This window comes from Lysobacter sp. Soil_N_23 (assembly GCF_057656135.1).
Genome location: NZ_JBDGKY010000002.1, coordinates 102559 through 121223 on the forward strand (window position 1 = coordinate 102559; position 18665 = coordinate 121223).

The window sequence follows — 18665 nt, forward strand, 5'->3', positions numbered from 1 at the left end:
GTTTTTCGCTCACCTTTGCGGGAAACGTTTCATGTCCATCGTCATTACTGCCTGCGTCGCCTCCCTGCCGGAGGTGCGCTGATGTTCACCGGCATCATCGAAGGCGTCGGCCGCCTGGCAAGCACCGAGCGCCGCGGCGGCGACGTTCGCCTGACCGTCGACGTCGGCACGCTCGAGTTCGATTCGGTCAAGCTCGGCGAGAGCATCGCCGTCAATGGCGTGTGCCTGACCGTGGTCGAGTTCGACGCGAACTCGTTCGCTGCCGACGCCTCCAACGAAACCCTGTCGTTGACCACGCTCGGCGCGCTCACGACGGGTGCCGTGCTGAACCTGGAACGGGCGATGCACCCGACCGATCGCCTCGGCGGTCACCTGGTCAGCGGCCACGTCGACGGACTCGGCCGTGTCGCTTCCGTCACCGAAGATGCGCGCGCGCAGCGCTGGCGCTTCAACGCCCCGGCGCCGCTGCTGCGCTATATAGCGAAGAAGGGATCGATCTGCGTCGACGGTGTCAGCCTGACCGTCAACGAAGTCGATGCCGACGGCTTCGAAGTCGCGCTGATCCCGCATACGGTCGCCAACACCGCGTTCGCGCAGACCGGGATCGGTGATGCAGTCAATCTCGAAATCGACCTGGTCGCGCGCTACGTCGAGCGCCTGCTGGCCGGATGCGATCAAACCAACCAGTGACCGTCGTCCCGGCGAAAGCCGGGACCCATCTTGACCTTGCCCTTGCTTCGAACCGAACCAGCAACAGCAAAATGGATCCCGGCTTTCGCTGGGATGACGGTCGAGGTGAACGGTCCCGGCTTTCGCCGGGATGACGTAATTCAAGGAACACCTCCATGCCTTTCAGCCCCATCCCCGAACTGCTCGAAGAGATCCGCAACGGCCGCATGGTCGTCATCGTCGATGACGAAGACCGCGAGAACGAAGGCGACCTGATCATGGCCGCCGAACTGGTGCGCCCCCAGGACATCAACTTCATGGTCACCCACGCGCGCGGCCTGGTCTGCCTGTCGCTCACGCGCGAACGCTGCCGCCAGCTCGGCCTGCCGCCGATGGTCCGCGACAACACCTCGCCGCACCACACCAACTTCACCGTCAGCATCGAAGCGGCCGAGGGCGTCACCACCGGCATTTCCGCCTACGACCGCGCCCACACCATCCGCACCGCGGTGCGTCCGGACGCGGCGCCGAGCGACCTCTCGCAGCCCGGTCACATCTTCCCGCTGCAGGCCCAGCCCGGCGGCGTGCTCAACCGCGCCGGCCACACCGAGGCGGCGGCCGACCTGGCGCTGCTGGCCGGCATGGAGCCGGCCGGGGTGCTGGTGGAGATCCTCAACCCCGACGGCGGCATGGCACGTCGCCCGCAGCTGGAAGCGTTCGCCGCCGAGCACGGTCTGAAGATCGGCTCGATCGAGGAGCTCATCCGCTACCGCCTCGAAACCGAACACACGGTCGAACGCATCGACGAGCGCGAGATCGAGACCGAGCACGGCCCGTTCCAGTTGTTCACCTACCGCGACCGCCTCAGCCACGGCTTGCATTTCGCCCTGCGCCGCGGCGAGCCCGATCCGGCATCGCCGACGCTGGTGCGCGTGCACATGCTCAATCCGCTGGCCGACGCATTGCACTGGCGGCGCGCGGATTTCGGACCCGCGGTCGGCGACGTGCTCAAGGCGATCGCCGGCCAGGGCCGCGGCGCACTGGTGCTGCTGGCCGACGGCGCCGACGCCGACGCACTGCTGGCGCGCGTGCGCGCGCCGTTGCATGCCGACGCCGACGCCACGCCGGCGGCGGCCCCCCCGGGCCATGCCCTGGCCGAGTGGCGTCGCAATGGCGCCGGCGGCCAGATCCTGGCCGACCTCGGCCTGGGCAAGCTACGCGTGCTCGGCACTCCGCGCCGACAGATCGGCCTGGCCGGCTTCGGCCTGGAAGTGGTCGAGTACGTCGAATTGCCGCACTGACGATCTGCTCCTCCCCCTGCTTGCAGGGGGAGGCTGGGAGGGGGTAGCGGCGAGCGCTCGCCGCAGCGGCGAGCACCCCTCCCCAACCCTCCCCTGCAAGCAGGGGAGGGAGTGTCCCCTTAACGCGCTAAAATGCCCGCCCACTCCGGACAATCCCCCATGCCCCATTACGAAGGCGACCTGCGCAGCCCCGAGGGCGCGCGCTTCGCGATCATCGCCAGTCGCTGGAACCCGCGCATCACCGATACGCTGGTGGCCGGCGCGCGCAAGACGTTCACCGACAACGGCGTGGCCGAAACGGCGGTCGACGTGATCCGCGTTCCGGGCGCCTGGGAGATCCCGCTCGTGGCCGCGCGCCTGGGCGCAGCCGGTCAGCATGCCGCCGTGGTCGCACTAGGTTGCGTCGTGCGCGGCGACACCCGTCATTACGAACAGGTCGCCGACGGATGTTCGGATGGCCTGATGCGTGTATCGCTGGACTACGGCCTGCCCGTGGCCAACGGCGTGCTCGCGGTCGAGCGCCACGAAGATGCCGAGGCCCGCGCAGGCGGCAGCCACGGCAACAAGGGCGAAGAGGCGGCACTGGCCGCGTTGGAAATGAGTCACCTGCTGGGACAACTGCCATGAACCGCCGTCGCAACGATGGAATCGATCCCGTAGCCCGCTCGCGCGCGCGTCGTCGCGCCCTGCAGGCCGTGTATGCCTGGCAGATGTCGGGTGCCACCGCGCCGGACGTGATCTCGCAGTTCGCCCACGAGCAGGCGCACGAAGTCGCCGACCTGGAGTATTTCGAGGACCTGGTGCGCGGCGTCGACCAGCATTGCAATGATCTCGACGAAGCGCTGCAGCCGTTCCTCGACCGCGAGATCGACCAGGTCGACGCGATCGAGCGCGCCGCCCTGCGCATCGCTGCCTACGAGCTGCGCCTGCGTCCAGACGTGCCGTATCGCGTGGTGATCAACGAGGCCATCGAGTCGGTCAAGCGCTTCGGCGCCGAACACGGCCACACCTACGTCAACGGCGTGCTCGACCATGCCGCCGCGGCATGGCGCGCGACCGAAGTGCAGGCGCCGCGCGGCAGGTAAGGATCGCTCCCTCCCCCGCCTGCGGGAGAGGGCGGTAGATTTGCTCCCTCTCCCGCTCGCGGGAGAGGGCCGGGGTGAGGGCAGGGACGAGGACAACACCATGGCCGAGTTCGACCTCATCGCCCGCATCCAGTCCCGCGTCGCCCACCGCGACGATGTGATCCTCGGCATCGGCGACGATGCTGCAGTGCTGCAGGTGCCGGCCGGGATGCAGCTGGTCGTTGCCACCGACACGCTCAATGCCGGCGTGCATTTCCCGCCCGAAACCGCGCCCGTCGACATCGGCTGGAAGGCGCTCGCCGTCAATCTCTCCGATCTGGCTGCGATGGGCGCGGAGCCGGCCTGGTGCACGCTGTCGCTGTCGCTACCCGACAACGATGAAACCTGGCTCGATGCCTTCCTCGACGGCTTCCTCGACCTGGCCTCGCAGCACCGCATCACACTCGTCGGCGGCGACACCACGCGTGGCCCGCTGTCGATCAGCGTGACCGTACACGGCTTCGTGGCGCCGGGAAGCGCGCTGCGTCGTGATGCTGCGCGAGTCGGCGACGACGTCTGGGTCAGCGGCACGCTTGGCGATGCCGCAGCGGCACTGGAGCAATGGCGCGCGGGCGAGGCCGCTGATGTGCGACTGCGCACCCGGCTCGACCGGCCGCTGCCGCGCGTCGCGCTTGGCCGGGCACTGGTCGGCATGGCGCATGCCTGCATCGATCTGTCCGACGGCCTGCTTGCCGATCTCGGTCACGTATGCCGCGGTAGCGGCATCGGTGCCGACCTCGACCTGGATTCGCTGCCCGCCTCCGATGCGCTGATGGCTTTCGCCAGCGGCGATGCGCGCAGACAGCTGCAGGTGGCCGGTGGCGACGACTACGAACTGTGCTTCACCGCACCGTCCGATCGCCTCGACGACGTCCAGCGCCTTGCCGACAGCGTCGGCGTGCAGCTCAGCTGGGTCGGTCGCATCACCGCGAAGGAAGGCGTGCGCGCCTTCGACGCGGACGCACTGGAGTGGCAGCCACCGCGCAAGGGCTACGAGCACTTCGGCTGACCGGCAATCTCCGTCGTCCCGGCGAACGCCGGGACCAACGCCCCACCCCAGTGACTCCGCGGTCGTCATTGCTGCGACTGCTGAAATTCACGGACGAAGCTACGAAGACGTGGTCCGCAAACGCGTCGATCGAAAGAAGCTGATCTTGCGCCCAGTAGGTTTTGCCGAATTGCGAAAGGTGCTCTAGAAATCACAGCCACCGGGTGGGACCAGAATTGTTGCATTGCCAAAGGCGCAGCGCTCCCACAGAGATGGGTCTCGCGGCCGCGGCGCAATAGGGGGGGCAGGTCGACCCGGAGATATGCCGCCGCCGCCTGTAATGCGGACTCGCTCGCTTCCTGCGAAGTCGTTAGAGAACGTTAACCGATAGGTTGCGCAATGAGTTGCATTGCACACGATGAACTTGTCGTCGCTTCCGACAAACGGGAAGAGCATATGCGAGGGTGGGCGTTGGAGCTCAAGATATTGGCGCGTCGCAGAGTCTGGAAGTGGTGTTTGAATCTGGCAGGGGAGGCAAACAAATGGGCCTCGTTCAACGGCAAGCAACCAGGCGGATAGGATGAGGGCGATCCCGAGGACCGTGAACAGCAGAATCTTACGGCGTGCAGCACTCTTCATATATGCTCCTTGCATGTAGAGTCGCTCTCTTCAGCTGACTTCCTGTCAGTGTTTTTTCTAGCGCGGCCGTGTTCTCGCTTGAGGCAGCGCCTGGATATGCCCATCTGGCGGCCTGGTAGTATGCGTATGCGCGTTCTGCATCGCGTTTGGTCAGGATCCCTGACCCATACGCGTTACCGAGCTTTGACAACGCATCCACGCTGCCTCGCTTGGCGGCGCCATGCAGAAAGTTCATCGATTTGTGCTTGTAGCGCTCGACGCGCTCCGGGGACCTGATCATGTCCTGTTGGTTGCCAAGAATGAGCTGGGGATCCGTTGTGTATAGCAACTGGGCGCCAAGAAGACCCGCATCAGCCGCTTGTTCAAGCCAACGTCCTGCGCCGCCGTACTGCTCGGCATCCAGTCCCTGACATTCTTCCGTTGCGGTCTCAACTGTCCGCAACATTCCTTGCTCGATTCCGGTTTTGCGGTAAATGGCGATGGCACCGGGGCTCAGGTCGGCCTGAAGCCGCTCTCGGCATTGGTTGATCTTGAGAAAGAGTTGAAACGCAGCCTCCCCGTCTCCCTTCCTTGCCTTCGGTTCGAGAGCGGAAAGTACATCGAGGGCCGAGCCGGTCGGCGGCTCGAAAGTTTCACTGAGGATGAATGCATGGCCTGGCCGAACCTGGCCGGGCAGGCGCGTCCTGTTCGGCCGGCCAGCCTTGTGCGCCTCGATCTGAGCGCTGATCTCCCCCGAACCGTTGACTTTGGCAAAGGGTTTGGTGACCTCCAGGGGCAATAGCAGAGCAGTCAAGCTCAGTGCCGCGACAGCCAAGATTGAGTAAGACTTCCTGTCCATGGTGGAATCTTATGGATGAGAATCATTATCGTCTATAGGCAGGCGGCGGTTGGCCAAGTCCGGCAACAACTTCCCCGGATTCAGTATCCCGTCCGGATCGAACGCCGCCTTCACCGCCCGCATCATTGCCAGCGTCGGCGCATCGATCGCCTGCGGCATGAACTCGCGCTTGGCCAGACCGATGCCGTGCTCACCCGACAAGGTGCCGCCCAGCGAAAGCGTCAGTGCGAACACACGCCCCATCGCCGCGTGCGCGCGTTCGTTCTGCGACGCGTCAGCGGGATCGTAGAGCAGGTTGACGTGCAGGTTGCCGTTTCCGGCATGGCCGAAGCAGACGATAGGCAACGCGAACTCGCGCGACAGCGCCTGCACGCCATCGACCAGCTGCGGAATGCGCGACACCGGCACCACGACATCCTCATTGATCTTGCCCGGCGCAAGCGTGCGCAACGACGGCGAGAGCGCCTTGCGCGCGGCCCACAGCTTCTCGCGCGAGGCCTCGTCGGCGGCATCGTCGATCGCGATCAGCCCATCGCCCTCGGCGGCGCGCATCAGCGCTTCGATGTCGTGCGGCAGTGTCTGCTCATCGCCGTCGGCCTCGACCATCAACAGCGACCCGGCATCGTGCGGCAGGTCGGCGCCGCCGACATCGCGCGCCAGCCGCACCGCATCGGCATCCATGAACTCGAGCATCGAAGGCGTCAGCGGTTGCGCCATCAGCCGTGCCACCGCCTCTGCCGCGCTCGACACGTCGCGGTAGATCGCGCGCAATGCGCGTCGCGCTTTCGGCGCCGGCGTCAGGCGCAGGCTGGCCTCGACGATCAGCGCCAGGGTGCCTTCGCTGCCGACCAGCAGGCGCTGCAGGTCGTAACCGGTCGCGCCCTTGGTGGTGTCCGTGCCGCAGTGGATCAGTTCGCCCGTGCCGGTCACCGCGGTGATTGCCAGCACGTTGTCGCGGCTGGCGCCGTACTTCACCGCGCGCGGACCACCGGCATTGCAGGCGAGGTTGCCGCCGACGGTGCTGTAGCCGGCGCTGGTGGGATCGGGCGGCCAGAACAGGCCATGTGGCTTCAACGCCGCCTGCAGATCGCCGTTGAGGACGCCGGGTTCCACCACCGCGCAGCGATCGCCGGGACGGATATCGACGATGCGGTTCATGCGCTCGAACGAAACCACCACGCCCGCGGCGACCGGCACCGCCGCGCCGGTGGTGTTGGTGCCACGTCCGCGTGCGACCACGGGCACGCCGTGGGCGCGGCACGCACGCACCAGCGCGACGACCTGCTCGCGCGTGGTCGGCAGTGCCACCGCATCGGGCAGCGCTTGCCGTCGCGAGTTGTCGTAGGCGTAGGCCAGCCGCTCGCTGGGATCGGTGCGCCAACCATCGCCGAGCAGGGCGGACATGTCGGCATGAAGGCTGGATCGTAGGGTATTCATCGCTGCGAAGGATAAGGCAATGCTGATCAAGGCTAATACCTGTCATCCCGAGCGCAGCGAGGGATCTGCTTCACGCGGCGAACAGCAGGTCCCTCGCTGCGCGCGGGACGACATTCGCTTTGTTGGTGGTGGCGTTCAATGCTTCGGCTTGCCCCGGCCACCCGCTGCAATCAGGGCCAGTTCGTCCGGCAGTCGCCGTTGCAATTGCCTGAGCAGGTCGCGCGCTGCGGCACTGTTGTTGGGTTTGCCGTCCAGCCAGAGCGTACCGACCTCGGTCGCCAGCCCCTTGCGCTCGCTGCTCGCCAGCAATGCCCGGGTGAGGATGATGAAACGCTCGCCGCGGTAGCGCACGGCGTAGATGCCCAGCATCTGCGCGCGCATCTCGTAGCTGACACCGTCGAGGCGGATCAGGATCTGCCCGACCGCATTCCATGTGTCGTTCATTCCTGCGGCGACGGTGAACTCGCCGCGGCCGGCATCCACGGCCCTGTCCGCTTCCGATTGCGTGGGCGGCGGCGCCACGTTGGATGGCGTGGAGCCGCACCCTGCGACGAGCAACACCGCGGCGGCGAGCGCCATCCTCATCGCGACCCTCCTGGCCGCGGGCTACGTGCCCTTCATCTTGCCGCCGACGGCGGCGCATCCAACGGTTTGTCGGTCGGCACTTCCTTCCAGCTGCTGTCGGGGTCGAAGCGCGTCATCGCCTCGGCCAGCTTCTCGCTGTCGGGCCCCATGTCCTTCTCGAACACTTCACCCTCGTGGCTGATCATGAAGCTCATCACGCCGGTGTCGGCATACCTGGCTGGCCACGCGATCAGGGCGAAGCCGCGACTCATCGCGTCGCCCAGCAGATAGTCGTATTCGCCGCCCGGCGCGGAGGGGCCCTGCGCGGTCAGGATCCGGTACTTGTATCCGTGCCATTCGCCGTCGGGCGTGTCGTCGCCGAACAGCGGCCCGAGCGGACTGTCGTCGATGCCGTTCTCCTCGGGCCAGTACAGACCGTCGTGCAGGCCGTCGCTGCTGAGGAACTTCTGCGCGTAGGCGAGCACGCCGTCGCCATCGCGGTCCACCGAGGCATAGTCCATCTGCGCGTCGTGATAGGCGAGGACGGCCTGGACCGCATCGAGTTCGTTGCGGCCGATCCGGCGCGCGCGGATCTCCGGTTCGCCTGCCTTGACGTTGAACACCCAGCCCGCCGGCTTCTTCTCCAGCGGCACGGGCAGGGTCCAGGTGTCCTTGCCGACGGCAAGGATGGCGCGGCCGGCAGATGGCGTCTGGAACGAATGCTTTTCGCGATAGCGGGTGAGGAAGGCATCCACGTCGCTGCGGTCGACGCTGCCAGTGGGCACGAAGGTTTTCCAGTCGGGGCCGAGGATTGCGCCCAGACGCGGTTCGTCGGCAGTAGTAGTACCAAGTGCGGCCACCAGCGCCTGCGCGGCGGCCTCCTGTGTCGGGAACGCTTCCTGCGCAGCGGCCAGCGGAGCGATCAGGGCCAGGCAGGTCATCGCGAACATGCGAACGGCGGTGATCATCTTCGTCTCCTCTCAACGACGCCGTACACCGCCACCCGAGCGCGGTGGACGCGACGGGCGTTGCATCTGGCGACCGCCACCGCGTGCGCTGGACGGTCGTTGCGATGCGGAATAGCTGCCGTGGCCGCGATTGGCCGATGCGCGCGTATGGCCGGGATTGCCGGCGCCGGCGAAGGCGTTGTCCTGGCCACCGCGGTTGCCCTGGTACTGCTGGCGCGTGCCTTGACGTGCCTGGGCGTTGCGCTGCGAATCGGCGCGGTTCTGCGCGCCCTGACGCGCGGCTGCGGCGTCGCGTCCGCCTGCCTGCTGCCGGTCCATCTGCCGCGAGGCCTGCCCCGCGCGATCGCGCGCCTCGCGGTTGCTCGCGGCGGGTGTGTCGAAGCCGCGCTGCGACATCGACTGGCGTGCGCGTTCGCGGTCGGCGGCGCGCGCGGGATCGTGCCCGCGGAAGTTCTCGCGTTGCCCGGCGCCATCCTTCTGCCGGCCGAACTGCTCACGGCTGGTGCGGTCGCGATAGGGCACGCCGTCGCGATTGGCGGCGTTGTGGCGCCAGGTGTTGTCGCCGCGGTTGATCTGGCGGTTGGTGTTGATGTTGTTGTAGCGGTCGACGTTGATGTCGATGTCGCCATGGCCCCAGTTGAAGTCACCCCACAACGAGGCGGTGATCGCCACGCCGGTGCCGAAGGCGAGGCCTGCCCACAGTGCGCCGCCCGGGTAGTAGTACGGAGAAGGCGGATAGTAGTACGGCGGGTAGGAAGGGTAGGGCCAGGTGCCGTACACCGTCGTCGAGTTGTACGCCGGCACGTACACGATCTGCGGGTCGGCCGGCTCGATGATGATCGTCGAGGAGGCCGGTGCCACCGTGGTGGTCGCGCCGGCGGCCGGTTCGCTGCTGACCTTGAGCTGTTCGGTCGACTTCAGGTTGCCGGCCGACTGCGCCTGCCGCCGAAGTCGCTGCACCGAATCCATCACTGCATCAGGCTGGGCCAGGAACGCGTCGCCCATGCGCTGCACCCAGGCCGGGTCCTTGCCGAGCAGATCCAGAACCTGCGGGAACGCCACAAGCGACTGCACGCTCGGGTCCCAAGGCTGGCTTCCGACCTGGCGGACGGCGTCATCGCCCTTGGCGTCGGGATGCGCCTTCGACCACTTGACCGCATCGGCCACGTCGCCAGGGTAGGTCGATGCCATCAGCACCTGGGCGAGCAGCGAATCCGGATACAGCGCCAACGGCGCCATCATCTGGTCGAGCTGTTCGGCGCTGAAGGCATCGGAGGATGGTGCGGAGGCGGCCTGCAGTGCAGTTGGCGTGACAGCCTGGGGCGTGGCCCCGGCGGCGGCCACGAACAGCAGCAGGGCGGCAATTGGGAAGTGACGTGCGGAGATGCGCATTGGGGTGCTCCAATCGCAAGACGTCGGGGTTCGCCGCCGGCCTTGGCGGTCCGGTGCGGGGTGCTTCGGCCGCCATCATAGGCTTCGCGCAGGCGGCGACGTTCACATTGCCAACACGCGGGAGCCCATGGCTGATGGGACTAGAGAAGCAGCGTCCAGATCATGACGCCGCTGACGGTACCGACCATGGCCGCCACCAGGCCGCGCTGGAACCACCGCGAAACAGGTGTTGCGTCTGCGGTCATGACGGTGTCGTCAGACGCCAGGCCGACGAGCGACAGCAGGTAGAGCAGCGACACGATGATGGGACAGATCAGCGGATTGCTGAGCCAGAAGTTGATCGGCCAGTGACATAGCGCAGCTGCCGCCGTCAGCGTCACCCACAGCCAGCCGTGCCCGGAGACGAGCAGGACCTTTTGCGATCGCACGATGGCAAACGCCATCCATGCCAGGAACGCGGTTGTCGCGATGTACCGCGCCAGATCGAAGGAAGACCAGGAAACCACTGCCGCAATCGCCCGCAGACGCCAAAACAAAAAGTCTGCGCTCGGCGATGTCGGAGACCGGTCGTAATCGCCGCCTTCAGACCCGCCCGCAACCCGCATTCACCTGAACAGGCGCGTGCGAGTAAATCGCATGCGATTAACTAAGTCTGAATCACGCCCCTCTCGCCGGTTGACTCCCCCGGCGCCTTTCCCTAGAGTGCGCTACATCGCATGCGATGCAATCGAATGCGATGCGAATTGACCGGCAGGACTGTTGGCAATGATCCACTTTCCCAAGGCAGTTCACCAGTTCGACGAGACTCCTCTCCAGTTATTTACATCGCATGCGATCTGGACGCATACGGTTGATATCCCCTCATCCAGACGAGAGCAATCCACCATGAGCAAGATCGACAAGGTCCTCTTCACCGGCAAGACCCACACCACCGTCAACGCGGCGCCCGCCGGTGCCGACCACGGCAGCGTCAACCTGGCGCTGACTTCTCCCGGTCACCCCGGCTTCGAGTTCCCCTCCGTGGCTCCGCACCCGACCGCCGAGCAGCTGTTCGCCGGCGCGTGGTCGGCCTGCTACATCACCGCGATCGGCCTGGTTGCCGCGCAGAAGCGCGTGACGCTGCCCGATGACCTGTCGGTCGACATCGAGATCGTGCTCGGACAGACCGGCGCCGCATGGCTGCTGGCCGCCCGCTTCGAGGTCCGGATCCCCGGCCTGGCGCAGGACGTCGCCGAGAAGCTTGCGCACACGGCCCACGAGATCTGCCCGTACTCGAAGGCCACGCACGGCAATATCGAAGTCGCCGTGAACGTCATCACTTCGTGACCCACCTCCCGGCCGGCCGACCCCGCAATGGGTCGGCCGTGCCCGGGATCCGCACCTGGGCTCGAAGCAACCGCCGAGGCATCCGCGATGAGCAACGACCACACCCGCTATCACCCCATCAGCTGCGAGTTCCACGACAGGCTCGAGGACCTCGCGACCCTGCGTAAATCCGTACACATCCGCTTCCGCGACGACAGCGGCGCCGATCAGCAGCGCGATGCCGTGATCACCGATGTCTTCGCCCGCAATGGCGAGGAATACCTGTCGATCAGCAGCGGCGAGCTGCTGCGTCTTGACCGGCTGGTGGAAGTGGACGGCGCACGCCTTGCCGACTACGACGAGTCGTCGTGCCGGCTGTGATGGCAGGTCGTCCGGGCCTCAGCCTCGCTTGAAACAAGTCACGGCACCCAGACGAAGCTGTCGCCCTCGGCCTTGAAGCGACCCAGGCCAGGGAAGGGGAAATGCACCGAATAGATCCGCAGGTTGCCGGCTGCGGCGCGTTGCAGCAGCGCACGCCGGCTGGCCTGCGCCGCCGGCGCGTCCTGGTCGTACTGCACCGTCCATTCCGGTCGCTGTACCGAGATCACGTAGTGGTGCGCGGCATCGCCGATATACAGCAAGCGTTCGTTGCCCGACTGGATCTCGTAGGCGCTGTGCCCAGGCGTGTGCCCGGTAACCTCCACGGCAGTGACCACGCCAGGCACGACTACGGCACCGGGCAGGAAGGTGTCGACCTTCGGCGTCATCGCGGCGACGAGCGCGGCGGCATCCTTGTCCTTCTTCAGCGATTCCCATTCGACGGCAGAGAGGTGGATGGCCGCATTGGGGAAAGCCAGCTTGCCATCACGCGTCAGCAGGCCGCCGGCATGGTCCTGGTGCCGGTGCGAAAGGAAGATGTCGGTGACCTGCGACGGCTCCACGCCGGCGGCACGCAGCGAAGCCTGCAGGCGTCCGGCACGCGCCCAGGACACATCACCGGCGCCGGTGTCGAACAACAGGATCCGCGCGTCGCTGCGAACCAGCAGCGGCTGGATGCTCAGGTGCAGCATGTCGGTTGGCAGGCTTGCCGCGGCCAGCAGCGCTGCGACGTCGGCAGTCGGCTGGCCGACGGCGAACGTCTTGCCGTCGTTGGCGACGTCGATGTCGCCGTCCTTCAGCGCGACTGCGTCGAGCGCGCCGATCTTGAAGCGGAAGGCATCCGGACTTGCCGCTGGCCGGTCTGCTGCTGTCGGAGCGGCAGCTTCGGGTGTGGTGGCAACGGCGGTGTTGGTGGAGGCCGGCTGCGGCCTGGAGCATCCGGCGAGCAGCAAGGCAGTAGTGAGCGCGGCGGTGAGTCCAGCTAGCGGGATGCGGATCATGCGGATGCCTGCGTGTGAAGGGGAGGGTTTGCGGCCGGCCCTGGAGAACCAGGACTACTGAAGCGGCTGCAGGAAATCCGAGACCGGTTCGAGGATCAGTTCCGGCAGGCTTTCGGCGATGCAATCACGCAACTGCTGCCAGGCCTCGGGGTCGACCGAAGGCAGGGTCAGTCCTTCGGCCTTTGCCGCTGCCGATGGCCATTGTGTGTAGCTGTACCAGATGTCGTCCGGACCCCGGTGAAGGCGCGAGCCCAGTGAGCCGCGCTCGCTCAGCAGCAGGCGGGTGATCGTCGACCAGGCCGCGACGAACGTCGCTTCAGATCCGGGATGCAGGCGCCAACGGTAGATGGCGCAGAAGGCGGGTTGGGGCATGGGTTGTGCCTCTGGGCGATGACGGTGGGCAAGCTTTCAGCAATCGTCGGCGCGGAACGCATCACGCAGCCAGTTGAACGTCGGTGCCGCCGGGTCACCCTCGGCCTCGATCACGTCGAAGCGACAGGCGCCATTGGCAAAGCGCCGGTTCCGGGCGAGGAAGGCCATCGCAGCGCGAACGAGCTTGCGGCGCTTGTGCACGTCGATCGAGTCGGCGCCGCCGCCGAAGCGGGAACTGCGCCGGAACCGGACTTCGACGAACACCAGCGTGGCACCGTCGAGCATCACCAGATCGAGTTCGCCAACGCGGTAGTTGGCGTTCGCGGCCACGTCGCGCAGCCCGGCATCGATGAGGTACTGGCGCGCGGCGGCTTCCACCGCCGCGCCACGGCTGCGCTGGTCAGCGCTGGGCCGCATTGAGCAGCGGCACGGCGACGCCGGCGCTGAACGTCGACCACGCCGGCGTGCGCAGGACGTTGCCGAAGCCATCCAGGCGCAGCGTGCCGGTAGCGCCGTCGATCTTGCCGTCGGCGCTGGTCGCCAGCCGCTGCAGGTAGGCGGTGATCTGCCATGCGTCGAAGCCGAAGGCGAACAGTCGCGCCGCCGGGCCCTTGGCGCTGGACAGCTGTGCGCCAACGTTGCTGGCAGGCGGCAGGCCGGCGACACCGCGCGTGGACCATACGTCGCTCGGAAAGGCGATGCCGTCGAGGATGCGATCCTCTTCCGGCTTGCCGGTGCCCGACAACACCTGCGACGTGGCAACGCGCGGCTTGCCGGCAAGGCCGGCGAGCGTCAGCTTGGGCATCAGCGTGCGCGCATTGCTGCCCTTGATCGCCAGGAACACGGCGTCGACGCCGCCGGCCTTCTGCGCATAGGGACCCAGGTCGGCGATGCCTTCGCTGACCACGTCGGTGACTTCACCGCCGCGTTCGACCAGGCGATCACGCAAACTGGTAACCGCACGCTGCTGCGTGTCGTCGCTGCTGGCGATCACCAGCACGCGGCGCGCGCCGACTCCGAGCAGGTATTCGGCAGCCGCGATGCCTTCGTCTTCCGGCGACAGCGAGAAGCTGGCATTGCCGCCGGGCGGCGAGGCATCACCGCGATTGAGTGCGAGCACCGGCACCGGCAGCGCGGCCTTGCCGAACAGCGCGTTGACCTCGTCGCGGCCGAGCGGGCCGATCACGAAGTCGTTGCCTTCGGCGGCGGCCTGGTCGTAGGCGGCCAGGGCGCCGCCCGTGGTGCCGGCGGTGTCGTAGAAACTGATGTCGGGGCGGCGGCGGGTTTCGCCGTAGTAGCCGGCGAGGAGCCCGTCGCGCACCGGCGTGGCCGGGACGGCGAGGTTGCCCGACATCGGCAGCAGCACCGCCAGCTTCACCGGCGGACGGTAGCCGTCGCTGTCGGCCGGCGGGCGGTTGGCGGCATCGAAGTGCCAGGCGCTGCGGTCGAACGGGCGCGGCAGCGGCAGGCCACGGCGCAGCAGCGCCTGGCCGACGTAGTTGTAGAGCGGGTCGCCGGCGGCCAGGGCCGCGGCTTCGCGGGTGAGGGTGGGGTTGTCGAGCTGTGCCAGCAGGCGCTCGATCTCGCGATCGTTGGCGCTGCGGGCGGGTCCAACCAGGGCGGCGCCGCTGCGGGCCAGTTCGCCGGCCTGCGCGATCGTCGGGTTGCGGCTGGCCTGCGAAGTCGTGCCGGTGTGGGTCACCGTGGCGCAGCCGCCGAGCAGGGCGGTGCCCATTGCCGCGGCGAAGATCCATTTCATCGCCCATCGATTCGAAGCTAGGCTCATCGGCATGCATTCGCCGCGACGCGGCGTTCCTGAGGGACCGGTTAGGATTCTACCCGGCCCCACCGCAGACGCACGATGCCTACGTCCCAAGCAGCAAATCTCCCACCTCCGGGTGTCCTTCATGTCGTGGCTACGCCGATCGGCAACCTTGGCGATCTGTCGGCGCGTGCGCTGGAGACCCTGAAGACGGTGAGCGCGATCTGCGCGGAGGACACCCGTCATACCCGCCAGTTGCTGTCGCATTTCGGTCTGGAGCGGCCGTTGCTGGCGTTGCACCAGCACAACGAGGACGCGCAGGCGGCGCAGCTGGTGGCGCGGCTGCGTGCCGGTGAGTCGCTGGCGCTGGTGTCGGATGCGGGCACGCCGTTGGTGAGCGATCCGGGTTTCCGCCTGGTTCGTGCCGCGCGCGCGGCCGGAATTCGTGTCTCGCCGGTGCCGGGTGCCTGTGCGGCGATCGCCGCGCTCAGCGTCGCCGGCGTGCCCAGCGATCGTTTCGTGTTCGAGGGATTCCTGCCGGCCAAGGCGTCGGCGCGGCGCGAGCGGCTGTCGCGCCTGGTCGGCGAACCGCGCACGTTGATCTTCTATGAGTCCGCGCACCGCATCGAGGAGTCGCTCGAGGATCTGGCGGCGGCGTTCGGCGATGCGCGCGTGGCGGTGGTGGGGCGCGAGCTGACCAAGCTGTTTGAAACGGTCCTCGACGGCAGCCTGGGCGAGTTGAAGGCACGCGTGGCGGCCGATCCCAATCAGCGCAAGGGCGAGTTCGTGGTGATCGTCGAAGGTGCGGGCGACGATGCCGACGCTAGCATCGCAGAGGGCCGGCGCCTGTACGCCAAGCTCAGCGAGCACCTCAAGCCCTCGCAGGCCGCCAAGCTGGCTGCCGAGCTGAGCGGCGCCCCGCGCAAGGCTTTGTACAACTCCGACGAAGGCTGATGCCTGCTTGGCGCAAGGCTGAGACGCATCGGTCTTCGGAAGGGCGCCGTCCGCCGGGCTGGGGATTGCTCCGCCCCTTAGTCGGACATCCTGTCCGAATGCGGGGCGCGGGACATCCATGTCCCGCTGCGGAGCAATCCCCAGCCCGGCGGACGACGCTTCGGCAATTCGTTGCCCGGTCTTCGGTGGCCCTCACCCCAACCCCTCTCCCGCAAGCGGGAGAGGGGCTCCCACCGGCGCTGGAAGACCGTCATCCCCGCGAAGGCGGGGACCCAGTGACTTGGCTCTTGCGGCGCGCGAAGAAGCAACGTCACTGGGTTCCCGCCTTCGCGGGAATGACGGTGTGAGGGTGGTGATGCGAATGACGATGCGGGCGTCGCCGCGCATGGCGAAGCACCAGCCCCCTTTAGTAAAGGGGGCGCCGCGGCAGCGGCAGGGAATTGGCAACTTACGGAGCGGGGCCCAAGGTTTGCGTAGCGAACTTTGGGGCTTCTGTGGCGTAGCCGCAGAAGGGCTCAGCCGCGGCAGCGGCAGGGAATTGGAGGCCATTCGGTCGGGGCCCGAAGTTTGCGCAGCAAACTTTGGGGGTATTCACTGCGAAGGCAGTAGAATAACCATCGGCGGAGTCGGCCAGGCAGTCGCGTCATCCTTTCGGGGGTGCCGAGGAAAGTCCGGGCTCCACAGGGCACGGTGCCAGGTAACGCCTGGGCGGCGCAAGCCGACGGAAAGTGCAACAGAGAGCAGACCGCCGAACGGCGTCGCAAGACGTGCGTGGTAAGGGTGAAACGGTGCGGTAAGAGCGCACCGCGAGTCTGGCAACAGACCGGCACGGCAAACCCCACCGGGAGCAAGACCAAATAGGGAGGCAATGCCGCGGCCCGCGGTGTCTCCGGGTAGGTTGCTTGAGCGTAGCGGCGACGCTGCGCCTAGAGGAATGACTGTCCACGACAGAACCCGGCTTACAGGCCGGCTCCGCCGCTCTTTTCGCGCTCCGCGCTCAAAGAGCCCCAAGTTGCTTGCGCAACTCGGGCCCCGGGCTTTTAGCCTCCAATTCCCCGCCGCTGCCGCGGCGCCCCCTTTACTAAAGGGGGCTGTGGCTTCGGTTGGCGTGGTCGTGTCCGGGCCATTGGCCCCCTTCTCCCGCTCGCGGGAGAAGGTGCCCGAAGGGCGGATGAGGGCAGCTTTGGCTCTGCCCCCGGAGGGGGCTTTGCCCTCCATAGACATCGCATATTCATTCTCAATATGTGATTGCTATCGCAAATGTGGCGGTCGGTGCTGCGGAGCAGCATCGGCAAAGGTGCCGGGGTTGGCTTTGCACAGGGAGGCGCCTCAACCCCTTCCAGTCTCAAAAAATGAGACTAAACAATGGCTAGTGGATAAGTCTTGAATAAGACTGTGAAGTTCGCTGCAAGCCCTTGATGGAACAGGTGAAATTGCGTCTCCAAACTTGTTGACAACCCTGTGGGGCGTGCCTAAGGTGGGCATCTGAGGGAAAACCGGGTTTTTTGTGGTTTTTCAGTGACCAAGCCGCCCGCTTAGAGGTGGCCCCAACCAGGTGCTGAATGTTCCAGGGTGAGACCGCCATCACGATCGACGACAAGGGCCGGCTGGCGGTGCCCACCGTCTACCGTGACGCCGTCGCGCGTGAATGCGGCAACCAGCTGGTCATCACCTACAACCCGTTCGAGTCCGGCTCGCTGTACGTCTATCCGCTGGCCATCTGGGAACGTGTCCGCGACCAGGTCAACGCCCTGCCCAAGGCCAAGAAGGTCAACCGCAGCATGCAGTTGAAGCTGGTCGGCGCAGCGACGTTCGTCGAACTCGACGGCAATGGCCGCATCAGCATTCCCGTCAGCCATCGCGCCGCCGTCGGCATCGAGAAGAAGGCCGTGCTGCTGGGCATGGGCGACAAGTTCGAACTGTGGAGCGAGCAAGCGCACCACGCACAGATCCGTCAGACGATTTCTGACGACGATCTGAGCGAGGAGCTTCTCGATCTGCAGCTGTGACGGTGGGTGGCATGGGGCGCGGCGCGCTTTCCGGCCACCTTCCCGTGATGTACGCGCAGGTGCTCGACGGCCTGAACGTGCGCGGGAACGGAACGTACCTGGATGGCACGTTCGGGCGCGGCGGCCATGCGCGTGGCGTGCTGGAACAACTCGGCCCCGGAGGCCGGCTGCTGGTCATGGACAAGGATCCCGAAGCGATTGCCGTTGCCGAACGCGAGTTCGCCGCGGACCCGCGCGTGGCGATCTACCGTGGCAGCTTCGCCGAGCTGGCGCAGTGGGGTGAAACCGCTGCAGGCCTGGACGGCATCCTGTTCGACCTGGGCGTGTCGTCGCCTCAGCTCGATGTCGCCGAGCGCGGCTTCAGCTTCGGCAAGGACGGTCCGCTCGACATGCGCATGGATCCCGACAGCGGGCTGAGCGCGGCGCAGTGGCTGGCCCAGGCCGACGAGCGCGACATCGCCGACGTGCTGTGGACCTACGGCGAAGAGCGCATGAGTCGCAAGATCGCCCGCACCATCGTGGCCCGCCGTGCCGAGCAGCCGCTGCTGCGCACCGCGCAGCTGGCCGACCTGATCGCTTCGGTGATGCCGCGCGGCGACAGCAAGATCCATCCGGCCACGCGCAGTTTCCAGGCGATCCGCATCTTCATCAACCGCGAGCTGGCCGATCTGGAGATCGGACTCGACGCGGCGCTGGCGCGACTCAAGTCCGGCGGCCGCCTGGCGGTGATCAGCTTCCATTCGCTGGAAGACCGCATCGTCAAGCAGTTCATCCTGCGCCACAGCAAGGCGCCGCCGGCCAATCGGCGCATGCCGGTCGAAGTGGCGTTCACGCCGGTCCTGCTGGCGATCGGCGGTGCGCAGAAGGCCTTCGACGAGGAAACCTCGGTCAACCCGCGCGCCCGCAGTGCGGTGCTGCGCGTGGCCGAGAAGCTGCCGGTCGGCACCGGGGAGGCGGCATGAGC

General features: G+C 66.8%; 19 protein-coding genes, 1 other RNA gene and 1 pseudogene. 11 read left to right on the top strand and 10 right to left on the bottom strand.

Features of this window, described 5'->3' with window-relative positions; all coding sequences use genetic code 11:
* Positions 1 to 81 precede the first annotated feature (81 nt).
* The 5 genes from AC3A3X_RS02275 (at position 82) to thiL (ending at position 4103) form a co-directional block, all read left to right on the top strand.
* Positions 82 to 690, top strand: a complete 609-nt coding sequence (locus tag AC3A3X_RS02275; protein ID WP_487581441.1) for a riboflavin synthase — start codon at positions 82 to 84, stop codon at positions 688 to 690.
* 155 nt (positions 691 to 845) lie between these two features.
* Complete coding sequence (ribB, locus tag AC3A3X_RS02280; protein ID WP_487581442.1) at positions 846 to 1970, top strand: 3,4-dihydroxy-2-butanone-4-phosphate synthase; 1125 nt, start codon at positions 846 to 848, stop codon at positions 1968 to 1970.
* A gap of 159 nt (positions 1971 to 2129) precedes the next feature.
* Positions 2130 to 2597 carry a 6,7-dimethyl-8-ribityllumazine synthase gene (gene ribH / locus AC3A3X_RS02285; protein WP_158733423.1) on the top strand — a complete coding sequence of 156 codons (468 nt, stop codon included), beginning with the start codon at positions 2130 to 2132 and terminating at the stop codon, positions 2595 to 2597.
* The gene (gene nusB, locus AC3A3X_RS02290; RefSeq protein ID WP_241918476.1) at positions 2594 to 3055 is read left to right on the top strand and encodes a transcription antitermination factor NusB; all 462 of its coding nucleotides are present in this window, start codon (positions 2594 to 2596) and stop codon (positions 3053 to 3055) included. The genes ribH and nusB overlap by 4 nt, the downstream gene beginning before the upstream one ends.
* A gap of 100 nt (positions 3056 to 3155) precedes the next feature.
* Positions 3156 to 4103, top strand: a complete 948-nt coding sequence (gene thiL / locus AC3A3X_RS02295; RefSeq protein WP_487581443.1) for a thiamine-phosphate kinase — start codon at positions 3156 to 3158, stop codon at positions 4101 to 4103.
* Between the two features lie 595 nt (positions 4104 to 4698).
* Here thiL and AC3A3X_RS02300 read toward each other — a convergent pair.
* From AC3A3X_RS02300 to AC3A3X_RS02325, 6 genes are all read right to left on the bottom strand, one after another.
* Positions 4699 to 5559, bottom strand: a complete 861-nt coding sequence (locus AC3A3X_RS02300; RefSeq protein WP_487581444.1) for an SEL1-like repeat protein — start codon at positions 5557 to 5559, stop codon at positions 4699 to 4701.
* Between the two features lie 9 nt (positions 5560 to 5568).
* A complete protein-coding gene (locus AC3A3X_RS02305) occupies positions 5569 to 6996 on the bottom strand; it encodes an FAD-binding oxidoreductase (RefSeq protein WP_487581445.1) in 1428 nt (475 codons plus the stop codon).
* 135 nt (positions 6997 to 7131) lie between these two features.
* Positions 7132 to 7575, bottom strand: a complete 444-nt coding sequence (locus tag AC3A3X_RS02310) for a hypothetical protein (protein ID WP_487581446.1) — start codon at positions 7573 to 7575, stop codon at positions 7132 to 7134.
* A 38-nt stretch (positions 7576 to 7613) separates the two neighbouring features.
* The gene (locus AC3A3X_RS02315; RefSeq protein WP_487581447.1) at positions 7614 to 8528 is read right to left on the bottom strand and encodes a DUF2950 domain-containing protein; all 915 of its coding nucleotides are present in this window, start codon (positions 8526 to 8528) and stop codon (positions 7614 to 7616) included.
* Positions 8529 to 8540: 12 nt separating this feature from the next.
* Positions 8541 to 9920 (bottom strand): DUF3300 domain-containing protein, encoded by a 1380-nt coding sequence (locus tag AC3A3X_RS02320; protein WP_487581448.1) that lies wholly within the window; start codon positions 9918 to 9920, stop codon positions 8541 to 8543.
* Positions 9921 to 10060: 140 nt separating this feature from the next.
* Positions 10061 to 10525, bottom strand: coding sequence for a hypothetical protein (locus tag AC3A3X_RS02325; RefSeq protein ID WP_487581449.1), 465 nt, complete (start codon positions 10523 to 10525; stop codon positions 10061 to 10063).
* A 280-nt stretch (positions 10526 to 10805) separates the two neighbouring features.
* On the opposite strand from AC3A3X_RS02325, the gene AC3A3X_RS02330 reads away from it, so the two are divergent.
* Both AC3A3X_RS02330 and AC3A3X_RS02335 read left to right on the top strand, forming a co-directional pair.
* Positions 10806 to 11246: an Ohr family peroxiredoxin gene (locus tag AC3A3X_RS02330; protein WP_487581450.1), complete on the top strand. Its 441-nt coding sequence runs from the start codon at positions 10806 to 10808 to the stop codon at positions 11244 to 11246.
* Positions 11247 to 11333: 87 nt separating this feature from the next.
* A complete protein-coding gene (locus AC3A3X_RS02335) occupies positions 11334 to 11606 on the top strand; it encodes a hypothetical protein (RefSeq protein WP_487581451.1) in 273 nt (90 codons plus the stop codon).
* 38 nt (positions 11607 to 11644) lie between these two features.
* On the opposite strand, the gene AC3A3X_RS02340 is transcribed toward AC3A3X_RS02335, so the two are convergent.
* From AC3A3X_RS02340 to AC3A3X_RS02355, 4 genes and pseudogenes are all read right to left on the bottom strand, one after another.
* Positions 11645 to 12604: an MBL fold metallo-hydrolase gene (locus AC3A3X_RS02340; protein WP_487581452.1), complete on the bottom strand. Its 960-nt coding sequence runs from the start codon at positions 12602 to 12604 to the stop codon at positions 11645 to 11647.
* 54 nt (positions 12605 to 12658) lie between these two features.
* A complete protein-coding gene (locus tag AC3A3X_RS02345; RefSeq protein ID WP_487581453.1) occupies positions 12659 to 12976 on the bottom strand; it encodes an antibiotic biosynthesis monooxygenase family protein in 318 nt (105 codons plus the stop codon).
* Positions 12977 to 13012: 36 nt separating this feature from the next.
* Positions 13013 to 13393, bottom strand: a complete 381-nt coding sequence (locus tag AC3A3X_RS02350) for a YraN family protein (protein ID WP_487581454.1) — start codon at positions 13391 to 13393, stop codon at positions 13013 to 13015.
* A pseudogene (locus AC3A3X_RS02355) lies at positions 13377 to 14624 on the bottom strand (penicillin-binding protein activator); the annotation flags it as partial. The pseudogene AC3A3X_RS02355 and the gene AC3A3X_RS02350, both read right to left, overlap by 17 nt.
* A 213-nt stretch (positions 14625 to 14837) precedes the next feature.
* Here AC3A3X_RS02355 and rsmI point away from each other — a divergent pair.
* The 4 genes from rsmI to rsmH all read left to right on the top strand — a co-directional run bounded on the left by rsmI (position 14838) and on the right by rsmH (position 18663).
* Entirely contained in the window at positions 14838 to 15692 is an 855-nt protein-coding gene (gene rsmI / locus AC3A3X_RS02360) for a 16S rRNA (cytidine(1402)-2'-O)-methyltransferase (protein ID WP_487581455.1), read from the top strand.
* Positions 15693 to 16314: 622 nt separating this feature from the next.
* An RNA gene (rnpB, locus tag AC3A3X_RS02365) (RNase P RNA component class A) lies at positions 16315 to 16670 on the top strand.
* A 584-nt stretch (positions 16671 to 17254) separates the two neighbouring features.
* On the top strand, positions 17255 to 17701 hold the full coding sequence (gene mraZ / locus AC3A3X_RS02370; RefSeq protein WP_487581456.1) for a division/cell wall cluster transcriptional repressor MraZ: 447 nt from the start codon (positions 17255 to 17257) through the stop codon (positions 17699 to 17701).
* Between the two features lie 11 nt (positions 17702 to 17712).
* A complete protein-coding gene (rsmH, locus tag AC3A3X_RS02375; RefSeq protein ID WP_487581457.1) occupies positions 17713 to 18663 on the top strand; it encodes a 16S rRNA (cytosine(1402)-N(4))-methyltransferase RsmH in 951 nt (316 codons plus the stop codon).
* Positions 18664 to 18665: the final 2 nt, after the last annotated feature.

Coding starts and splice junctions, on each gene's coding strand:
- AC3A3X_RS02275 (WP_487581441.1), top strand. CDS start 82: ATGTTCACCGGCATCATCGAAGGCGTCGGCCGCCTGGCAAGCACCGAG.
- ribB (WP_487581442.1), top strand. CDS start 846: ATGCCTTTCAGCCCCATCCCCGAACTGCTCGAAGAGATCCGCAACGGC.
- ribH (WP_158733423.1), top strand. CDS start 2,130: ATGCCCCATTACGAAGGCGACCTGCGCAGCCCCGAGGGCGCGCGCTTC.
- nusB (WP_241918476.1), top strand. CDS start 2,594: ATGAACCGCCGTCGCAACGATGGAATCGATCCCGTAGCCCGCTCGCGC.
- thiL (WP_487581443.1), top strand. CDS start 3,156: ATGGCCGAGTTCGACCTCATCGCCCGCATCCAGTCCCGCGTCGCCCAC.
- AC3A3X_RS02300 (WP_487581444.1), bottom strand. CDS start 5,559: ATGGACAGGAAGTCTTACTCAATCTTGGCTGTCGCGGCACTGAGCTTG.
- AC3A3X_RS02305 (WP_487581445.1), bottom strand. CDS start 6,996: ATGAATACCCTACGATCCAGCCTTCATGCCGACATGTCCGCCCTGCTC.
- AC3A3X_RS02310 (WP_487581446.1), bottom strand. CDS start 7,575: ATGGCGCTCGCCGCCGCGGTGTTGCTCGTCGCAGGGTGCGGCTCCACG.
- AC3A3X_RS02315 (WP_487581447.1), bottom strand. CDS start 8,528: ATGATCACCGCCGTTCGCATGTTCGCGATGACCTGCCTGGCCCTGATC.
- AC3A3X_RS02320 (WP_487581448.1), bottom strand. CDS start 9,920: ATGCGCATCTCCGCACGTCACTTCCCAATTGCCGCCCTGCTGCTGTTC.
- AC3A3X_RS02325 (WP_487581449.1), bottom strand. CDS start 10,525: ATGCGGGTTGCGGGCGGGTCTGAAGGCGGCGATTACGACCGGTCTCCG.
- AC3A3X_RS02330 (WP_487581450.1), top strand. CDS start 10,806: ATGAGCAAGATCGACAAGGTCCTCTTCACCGGCAAGACCCACACCACC.
- AC3A3X_RS02335 (WP_487581451.1), top strand. CDS start 11,334: ATGAGCAACGACCACACCCGCTATCACCCCATCAGCTGCGAGTTCCAC.
- AC3A3X_RS02340 (WP_487581452.1), bottom strand. CDS start 12,604: ATGATCCGCATCCCGCTAGCTGGACTCACCGCCGCGCTCACTACTGCC.
- AC3A3X_RS02345 (WP_487581453.1), bottom strand. CDS start 12,976: ATGCCCCAACCCGCCTTCTGCGCCATCTACCGTTGGCGCCTGCATCCC.
- AC3A3X_RS02350 (WP_487581454.1), bottom strand. CDS start 13,393: ATGCGGCCCAGCGCTGACCAGCGCAGCCGTGGCGCGGCGGTGGAAGCC.
- rsmI (WP_487581455.1), top strand. CDS start 14,838: ATGCCTACGTCCCAAGCAGCAAATCTCCCACCTCCGGGTGTCCTTCAT.
- mraZ (WP_487581456.1), top strand. CDS start 17,255: ATGTTCCAGGGTGAGACCGCCATCACGATCGACGACAAGGGCCGGCTG.
- rsmH (WP_487581457.1), top strand. CDS start 17,713: ATGGGGCGCGGCGCGCTTTCCGGCCACCTTCCCGTGATGTACGCGCAG.